This is a genomic window from Levilactobacillus enshiensis, from assembly GCF_007115095.1.
GTDB lineage: Bacteria > Bacillota > Bacilli > Lactobacillales > Lactobacillaceae > Levilactobacillus > Levilactobacillus enshiensis.
This window is the reverse complement of sequence record NZ_SULH01000020.1, coordinates 1,711-8,829: the sequence shown is the minus strand read 5'-3', so window position 1 is coordinate 8,829 and position 7,119 is coordinate 1,711. Positions and strand designations below refer to the sequence as shown.

The following is a 7,119-nucleotide window of genomic DNA, read 5'->3' as shown; positions in this document are numbered from 1 at the left end:
AAGATCAGCTCCTAAAAGATGGGTTTGTGGTAAACACCATTTTAAAGGAAGCTGATCTTTTTTGTCCGAACAGCGTTCGGATTAATTTTACAATCTACCAATTACTAGATATGCCCAAAAGTTACTGGAATAGTCCCTCTAACGTCGATAAATTTGTTATAAAACCCATTAAAGAAGAATTAACTCCTTTGTTTAGAGGATTAACGGTTAGAAAAAAATATGGTAAAGGGCGTGGGAAACCAGTTATTGGCTATTCGTTTACCTGGAAACCCGAAAAGAAAGATGCCAATGATTTCTCACAAGGCCAATTACAAGATGAGCGTCAAAAGCTTTTTAATATTCAGCATAATGGTGAATTAACAGAGCAGGAAAAATGGCGCGCCATTGACAAGGTTAAAGGGTTAACTTTAGGCTCTACTGAGAAACAAGCATTGGCTGATAAACAGGCCGAGCACGATAAAAAAATAAGAGATCAAGCAAGACAAGAAGCACTTGCTGAACTCCGAAAGGGGTTTGGAAATAATGCCTAAAACAATTAGAGAACTTGCTGATGAATTGGGCGTTTCAAAGCAGGCTATATGGCAAAAGATAAAAAGAGATGCGTCAATCGATTTACGTCAATTTACATCAACAAAAGGTAATACTGTTTACGTTGATGTTGATGGGCAAAAAGCTATTAAAGCAATGTTCTCAAACAATTCGTCAACAAGATACCGTCAACAAAAAGATGATGTTGACGACAACAAAAAAGATGCGGTTGATGGACAAGATGAAGTGAAATTCCTTCGAAATTTAGTATCAGAAATTCAATCTGAAAAGAAAGAGTTACATAAGTTACTAGATCAGCAACAAAGATTGGCCTTACAGGACAAACAACTGCTCGAAGAATACAAAGCAGAAAACGACAGATTAAAAGTTCTCAAAATGCCCTCACAGGAAACAGAATTCAAACACTTAGACAATCAATATAAAGATGAAGTGAACGGGAACGCTCTTAAAGAGAAGTTGGAAAATTTGCAGGAACAAATCAAAGTTCAAAAAAGGATAGAAGAACAAGAAAAACCAAGAAAATGGTGGGGACTATGGCGAAAATAGATGATTCAGTTAAATTGACATCATTTAAAGGTAATTTATATGATGTGATGAAGTTAATCTTAGCTAAACGTGGGGTAAGTGTAGGACGAGCACGTAATCCTTTACCACATGTAGAAGATGATGAAATGGATCATGTTGAGGTAGTACGGCAACATATTGATGATGCAATTGCTGAATTTACTAAATAATAAAAAAACGCCGAGTCTCCTTAAAAGAGGCTCAGCGTTTTTTTAAATCTGTGACCAGACGTCCGCTCCCAAAGTAGGGAAGAGAGGTACGATGCGGCCTAGTTGTTCAGCTGTATATTGAAACTCAATTGCTGGTAATAAAACGTTAATTGCATCGGCAGCATGTTCACTAACTTCAGCTGCTCCTACAAGATGATGGTCTTGATCGTAAATCAAGGTGTTATCACCAATTGTTTCCTTATCAACTTGGCGGAACCATCCGTCAGGAAGATGATTAGTTTTAATGGTGTAATCAGGATTTTGCTGAGCTTCTTCGACGCTCATACCAACCTGTGCGATTTGTGGTGAGGTAAAGACAATGGTTGGGATGGGCGGATAGTTGATTGCGTCAGTAGTCTTTCCTGTGAAAAGTTGGGTTAAATAACTAGATTCAAAGATCGCAGTCGGGGTGAGCTTAGGCTGTTCTTTATCAAGCACATCACCAGAAGCATAGATGTTATCAATGTTAGTTTGAAGATGATCGTTAACTTCGATCCCGTTAGCATTGTAACTAACGCCTACTTCGTCTAATCCGATGTTTTCGATGTTAGGAATTCGTCCGGTAGCATCCAAAATCCAGTCGGTGGTGAGGGTTTCGTGATCGTTATAAGACACGGTAAAATGAGAACCGTCTTCCTCAAAACGATCCACCTGAGCGTTGTAAATGAACTTCACCCCTCGTTTTTCGAGGTCGGCAATGACTTGTTTTACGTAATCTTGATTAAATTTGCGCAACGCCCGATTATGGCGTAAAAGTACAGTGACGTTCGCGCCGGCAGCATTGGCAATCGTGGCAAATTCCATGCCGATATAGCCCGCGCCAATAATTACGATATTTTCAGGAAGCTGTTTGAGGTTCATAAAATCGGTACTGTCATGCGTAAGTTCTGAGCCCATAACATCTAGATGGTGGGGACGTAGCCCCGTTGCAATCACGATTTTGTCAGCGGTGTAGCGCTGTTGATCCACTTCGATGGTGTGAGCATCAACAAATTTTCCACGACCGTGAATAATTTCGATGTCAACAGAGTCGAGTAAACCAGTAATCATGTCCGGCAAGCCGTCGATGACTTCGTGTTCATGTTCTACATTGGCAGTCCAATCCAGCTTTAAGTCACCATTTACAATGCCATCAAGGCGTTCTTGGTGGCGTAAAAGTTGAACCGGGTTGTCCAGCGTAATTTTCGCGTTGCATCCACGGTTTGGACAAGTTCCCCCGATTTTGTCCGCTTCGATAATGGCGACTTTTTTACCACTATTAGCTAGTGGAACCGCCCCGTCGAAGGCACCATGCCCCGCGCCTAAGTACAAAACATCAAATTGATAACTTTCAGTCATTTAATTACCTCCATCCTAAATTTAGGTGAATAAATAATTACCATTGTTGGCACGAGCATAGCAGAGGATAGGTGCGAGTTGCAAGCGATTGCAACTGAAGAGAACAAAAAGCAATCCTTAACTTTAAATAAGGATTGCTAAAAAATATCTTACTAACGTTTTAATGATTTAATCGATAGCATTGAAATACCACCAATCAAGGAAAAAATAAATGAAACAATAAAAATTCCAGAATAACCAAAAAGACTTATGACGGCAGCGGCTAAAACGGGTGCGATAGCTTGTGTAATTGTATTACCTAAGTTGTAAACACCTAAGAAAAATGCAACACGATTTTGATCGGGGATAACTTTTAAGTTTAATAAATTATCAAGTGCGTTCCATAAGCCCATTCCTAAACCGGCAGCTAAGGCGTAAAGAATAATACCAGTATTATTTCTTAAGAAGAACAGGGAGAGACCTGCAATTGCTAATAAGATAGTTGAGAGACCTACTGGTAATTTCAGTATTTTAAATTTATTAGATAGTGGCCCAGCGACTAATCCCATCAAAATGCCAAAAATAAGCATAATCATGTTAACAAGTTGGATAGAAGATTGAGTTTGATTACCACGATGAAGAAAGTCGGTCATTATATATAAAATGTATCCTGTAATTGCAAAGTTTCCAACTCCCTGAAACATTTTTCCTATAAGAGCTAGGTAGTAGTCGCGCCAATTTGCCAAGAAGGAAAAATTAACTTTACATTTTTTAAAGAAAACTTTTCTTTCTTTTTAGTTGAGGTTTCATCTAAATTAGAAGGCTCATGGACAATCAAAGTTGCAATTAATACGCCAGCAAATGTGAATATACCAAAGACTATAAATCCTAGTCGAAACTGGCTAAGGAACAAAGCACCGATAACGTTAAATCCGTTATTACCTAAAGCCATGCCTAGACCACCATAAGCAGAAGAAGCAGTCCCCTTTCCATCTTCAGGTGCAAAGGATAATCCAGATTTAAAAAGCCAAGAGCTAAAAAAGCCCAACAAACTTTACAACAATAATCGTAAAAAGCGCCTAGAAATAGGCTTTTTTTCATGTTTCGACGTTTGAGAAACGCATTCTAAGTCCAGTTTTTATTAATAAATGGGTTAATGTCCGCTAAATGAATATATAAACTGCGTCATAACTTAACAGTTGTGGCCTCTTTTTTGATACTGTATAATTAAAGGGTTAGAACCGTGTCATTACTTAATGACATAAGTAAGGAGATAAAAAGATGAAATATGGCTATGCGCGGGTCAGTACCACTGATCAAAAATTAGCAAATCAAATTGAGTTACTAAAATTGGCAGGAGCAGAAAAAATCTTTCAAGAAAAGTTTACCGGCACAACTACCGAACGACCGGAGTTTCAAAAACTGTTGCGCGTTCTAAAAACAGGCGATACTTTGATTGTCACTAAGTTGGATCGGTTTGCGCGGAACACACGCGAGGCCTTAGCCATTATCCAAGAGTTGTTTAAAGAAAATGTCAAAGTTAACATTTTGAATATGGGCTTAATTGACAATACGCCGACTGGCCAACTAGTCTTTACAATATTTAGCGCCTTTGCGCAGTTTGAACGCGATATGATTGTCACGCGCACACAAGAAGGTAAAGTGTATGCCAAGCAACATGATCCGTTGTTTCGGGAAGGGCGACCGAAAACGTATTCTGAGGAACAAATCAGATTTGCCTACGAGTTACGAAAACAAGGCATGACCTATAAAATGATTGAACGAAAGACGGGGATTAGTAAACGCACGCAACAGCGACGATTTAAATTAGTTAAAAACAATATATTTTAAAACTGTTTACACCATACCAAAAGGGCTTCGAATACGAGGCCCCTTTTAGATTTAGCTAGTAATCCGTATTAAAGTTAATGGCTAGCTCCCAGTTCAACTTTTTAATGGCTTACGATCTGTCAACAAAGCAATTGGTGACAGAATCAAAACAATCACCGCTCCTACTAAGTAGGTATGACTGAAGGCCTGGCTGATCTGTCGATTCTTAGTATGCTTAATTTTTCTCAAAGCTGTCGTTAAAGCTTCTTTTTGTGCCAATTGTTTGAGACCTACTAACAATTTTTTCTGACCCTGGCTTATTTTCTGATTACCCAAATTAATTTTTTGAGAAGCTATTGACAGTTTAGATATAGCGGTATTTTGATTTTCTAACTTGGTTAAGGTAAGTGCTAGTTGCTGGTTACCCGCTTTTAAGTTGTCAGTAGCTAGTGCTAACTTCTTCTGGGCTTGGTAGACCTGGTGAAGATCGGTTCCCTTTTGGGGCTATGGTAAATCAACTTGAGATTTGGCCGCTTGTTTAAGGGCACGTCTTAGGTTCGTCTGTTTGTTTTTAGTTGTTAATTTGGCTGATCCAGTAGTGGAAAATAGGCTGTTCAATTGTTGATGAGCCACTTTCTTTACAATCTACCATATAAACGCATTCTCGTGCATTGTTTGCTTATACGTGTATATAGTTGTCAAATACGTGCTATGATTGTGTATGTCCTAAATGGACACAAGCAACGCTCCTAAGCAAAGCCTGTATGTACTGATTTCAGAAAAGCCCTCTATTCCGCATAATAGAGGACTTTTTTGTGTGCATTCTGCTTAATTTAAACGGACAAGTATACGTCTAAAAGCTGAACGTGTTGTCTGAGAGCGCGATATTATTTTCCCCTAGTTCGGGCGTCTCTACTCTCCAGAATATCTAATTGAAAAGTAAATTTTCGCTTGTCTTCAGCGTCTAAAGAATCAATGAGATAGTCTAATGCGTTATCAATGGCATCTTTTTGAGATTTATATAGACCAATTCCAGATAAAGCTTCCGCTTTGTTCTTAATATGGTTGTTGATTCTAACGTTAGCATAAAAAGTAACAGAATCTGCAACGCTTTTTCCCGGTTTTGATGGTTTGCCATTATTACTTTTAAGATCATCTGTAGTAAAGGTGTTTTTGGGTTTGATATCTTGTCCACGATCAAGTGGGTCCGTCTTTGGTTCTTTTTTTAGATTGGGATTGTTTAATAATCCGCTCATTCCTATTCACCAGCCATTCTGCTAAATATTTCATCAGTAACGTTGGAGTATACGTCTTGAACTGCTTTATCAAACTGATCTTTAAATGTCACCCCGGTTACATCATATCGTTTTAAGCGTTCCATATTTTTAATTGTTATGTCAAAAATATTTTCTTTACCAAATATATCAATTGCTTTAGCTAAGGTGCTCTTATCGACAGGGGCACCATTTTTCAGCAAAACCGGCAATATTCCTAGTAAATCTAATGTCGGAGCGTGGAATTCATTGATAATTTGATCTTGCATGTATTTGATGAATGCCTGGGCACCCTGAAGCGATCTTTCCTGAGTTTGAAGAACGACAATCGCGTAGTCTGTCATATATAATGCGGTATCTGTGATTAGGCTAATTGTAGGTGGAACGTCTACCAACAAGTAGTCATAGTCATCTTTCCACGGATTTATTAAGGTAGACAAGTATTTTACACGATCGGTGTAGTCAGAAATTATATTCTCCATATATCTAGGATATAAAGAAAAGTCAGCTGAGGATGGAAGAATATCTAAATTTTGGATTACGTTGATGATAGCTGGTTTGAGGTTTTTGTTTTTAATTGCGGTCATCAAGGTTTCATCAAAAGAAGTTACTTCACCGCCGACGTTATTTTTAGTTTTTAAATATAAATTAGTGGCGTTAGCTTGAGGATCCAAATCTATTAATAGTGTTTTATACCCACGACGTGCCAACTCGATACCAGTCATTGTACTATTAGTTGTCTTGCCAGTCCCGCCTTTAAAGTTTGAAAATGTTATGACTTTGCTATCCAAAATATCACCTCATAAATATGTAGTGTAATGCTCTTAAAGCATAGCACAAAAATTAGTACATGTATACAAATACAAGTGTGTAAAAGTAAAAATGTATACATGAGCTCTATGTAGACTGCAATAGAGGCGTTTCGAATGAGTATACAAATACTAATTTTTACATTAGTACAAATACTAATGTAAAAATGTATACATTTTTTAAAAAAGTGTTGATTTCTTTTATTGAGAGAAATACAATTGTACTTGTAAGTGAATACAAAAAAACACCCACCGACGGGAATCGGTGAGCGCCACATAAAAGTCATCGTTGTTTAATGACTATTATATCATGGCCGGTGCGATTTTTAAAGCCCTAGGGGACAAGCTGGGGTCTAAATCCAAGGGGACACGTTTGCCAGTGCGACTTCAATAAGTCTGGCTATACCACAACAAGGTCATCTGTACGGCTGGGTGGTGAATGGTGAGCGCGACCATTAACGGCGCGGGTGGTAAAACGAAGCTTCGGCTTGGTGCCACTGATTAGTTGGTGATCGAACAAACATAAATACGTATTACCAACGCCTGCTAGGGCGTTTTTTAGTAGGT

The 7,119-nt window shown here is 38.3% G+C and carries 9 protein-coding genes and 1 pseudogene; 4 read left to right on the top strand and 6 right to left on the bottom strand.

Annotated elements, in window-relative coordinates:
- From FAY32_RS13960 to FAY32_RS13950, 3 genes and pseudogenes are all read left to right on the top strand, one after another.
- Nucleotides 1–530 (top strand): annotated as a pseudogene (locus FAY32_RS13960) (replication initiation protein); the annotation flags it as partial.
- A complete protein-coding gene (locus FAY32_RS13955; protein ID WP_125574589.1) occupies nt 523–1,095 on the top strand; it encodes a helix-turn-helix domain-containing protein in 573 nt (190 codons plus the stop codon). The pseudogene FAY32_RS13960 and the gene FAY32_RS13955, both read left to right, overlap by 8 nt.
- A complete protein-coding gene (locus tag FAY32_RS13950; protein ID WP_020090466.1) occupies nt 1,083–1,283 on the top strand; it encodes a hypothetical protein in 201 nt (66 codons plus the stop codon). Before FAY32_RS13955 ends, FAY32_RS13950 begins: the two co-directional genes overlap by 13 nt.
- A gap of 42 nt (nt 1,284–1,325) precedes the next feature.
- On the opposite strand, the gene FAY32_RS13945 is transcribed toward FAY32_RS13950, so the two are convergent.
- The 3 genes from FAY32_RS13945 to FAY32_RS13935 form a co-directional block, all read right to left on the bottom strand.
- Nucleotides 1,326–2,660, bottom strand: coding sequence for a dihydrolipoyl dehydrogenase family protein (locus FAY32_RS13945; RefSeq protein WP_002831210.1), 1,335 nt, complete (start codon nt 2,658–2,660; stop codon nt 1,326–1,328).
- A 152-nt stretch (nt 2,661–2,812) separates the two neighbouring features.
- Nucleotides 2,813–3,385 (bottom strand): MFS transporter, encoded by a 573-nt coding sequence (locus FAY32_RS13940; RefSeq protein ID WP_225416435.1) that lies wholly within the window; start codon nt 3,383–3,385, stop codon nt 2,813–2,815.
- A complete protein-coding gene (locus tag FAY32_RS13935; protein ID WP_010013316.1) occupies nt 3,358–3,591 on the bottom strand; it encodes a hypothetical protein in 234 nt (77 codons plus the stop codon). Before FAY32_RS13935 ends, FAY32_RS13940 begins: the two co-directional genes overlap by 28 nt.
- Nucleotides 3,592–3,920: 329 nt before the next feature.
- Here FAY32_RS13935 and FAY32_RS13930 point away from each other — a divergent pair, with 329 nt between their 5' ends.
- Entirely contained in the window at nt 3,921–4,490 is a 570-nt protein-coding gene (locus FAY32_RS13930; protein WP_024855672.1) for a recombinase family protein, read from the top strand.
- Between the two features lie 93 nt (nt 4,491–4,583).
- On the opposite strand, the gene FAY32_RS13925 is transcribed toward FAY32_RS13930, so the two are convergent.
- The 3 genes from FAY32_RS13925 to FAY32_RS13915 form a co-directional block, all read right to left on the bottom strand.
- Nucleotides 4,584–4,748, bottom strand: a complete 165-nt coding sequence (locus tag FAY32_RS13925; RefSeq protein WP_089122107.1) for an MFS transporter — start codon at nt 4,746–4,748, stop codon at nt 4,584–4,586.
- A 608-nt stretch (nt 4,749–5,356) separates the two neighbouring features.
- Nucleotides 5,357–5,725: a DUF5388 domain-containing protein gene (locus tag FAY32_RS13920; RefSeq protein WP_143464081.1), complete on the bottom strand. Its 369-nt coding sequence runs from the start codon at nt 5,723–5,725 to the stop codon at nt 5,357–5,359.
- A 2-nt stretch (nt 5,726–5,727) separates the two neighbouring features.
- The gene (locus tag FAY32_RS13915; RefSeq protein ID WP_010010558.1) at nt 5,728–6,534 is read right to left on the bottom strand and encodes a ParA family protein; all 807 of its coding nucleotides are present in this window, start codon (nt 6,532–6,534) and stop codon (nt 5,728–5,730) included.
- Nucleotides 6,535–7,119 lie beyond the last annotated feature (585 nt).